The organism is Paenibacillus sp. J45TS6 (assembly GCF_018403285.1).
GTDB lineage: Bacteria > Bacillota > Bacilli > Paenibacillales > Paenibacillaceae > Paenibacillus.
The window spans coordinates 1-255 of sequence record NZ_BOSJ01000112.1; the positions used below are offsets into that span (position 1 = coordinate 1).

Annotated in this window: 1 rRNA gene; it reads right to left on the reverse strand. The window is 52.5% G+C overall.

Features of this window, described 5'->3' with window-relative positions:
• Positions 1-255 (reverse strand): 16S ribosomal RNA (locus KJS58_RS25250); the annotation flags it as partial.

Consider the following 255-nt stretch of genomic DNA (forward strand, 5'->3'; position numbering starts at 1 on the left):
CTCTCAGGTCGGCTACGCATCGTCGCCTTGGTAGGCCTTTACCCCACCAACTAGCTAATGCGCCGCAGGCCCATCCATAAGTGACAGATTACTCCGTCTTTCTTTCTTCTCTCATGCGAGAGAAGAAACTATCCGGTATTAGCTACCGTTTCCGGTAGTTATCCCAGTCTTATGGGCAGGTTGCCTACGTGTTACTCACCCGTCCGCCGCTAAGTCTCAGAGAAGCAAGCTTCTCATTGACTCCGCTCGACTTGC